Genomic DNA, 254 nt, shown 5'->3' with positions numbered 1-254 from the left:
TCTTTCGCGCGTATCCAGGAGCCTCTCGAAGTTCCTGACCTCCTCGCCCTGCAGACCGAGTCGTTCGACTGGTTGCTCGGCAACGAGAAGTGGAAGGCCCGGGTTGAGGCGGCTCGCCAGGCCGGGCGCAGGGACGTCCCGACCCAGTCGGGTCTTGAGGAGATCTTCGAAGAGATCAGTCCGATCGAGGACTTCTCGGGGACGATGTCCTTGTCGTTCCGCGACCACCGGTTCGAGCCGCCGAAGTACTCCGT

At 63.4% G+C, this 254-nt stretch carries 1 protein-coding gene; it reads left to right on the top strand.

The annotated features are described in order from the left end of the window. Positions 1 to 254 (top strand): hypothetical protein (locus FAF44_RS54150; protein ID WP_237111251.1); only part of this gene is annotated, 254 nt, incomplete at both ends.

It is taken from the genome of Nonomuraea sp. MG754425 (genome assembly GCF_021699195.1).
In the GTDB taxonomy this organism is placed as follows: domain Bacteria; phylum Actinomycetota; class Actinomycetes; order Streptosporangiales; family Streptosporangiaceae; genus Nonomuraea.
Note: the sequence above shows the minus strand (reverse complement) of the source record. Positions and strands in the feature narration are given on the sequence as shown.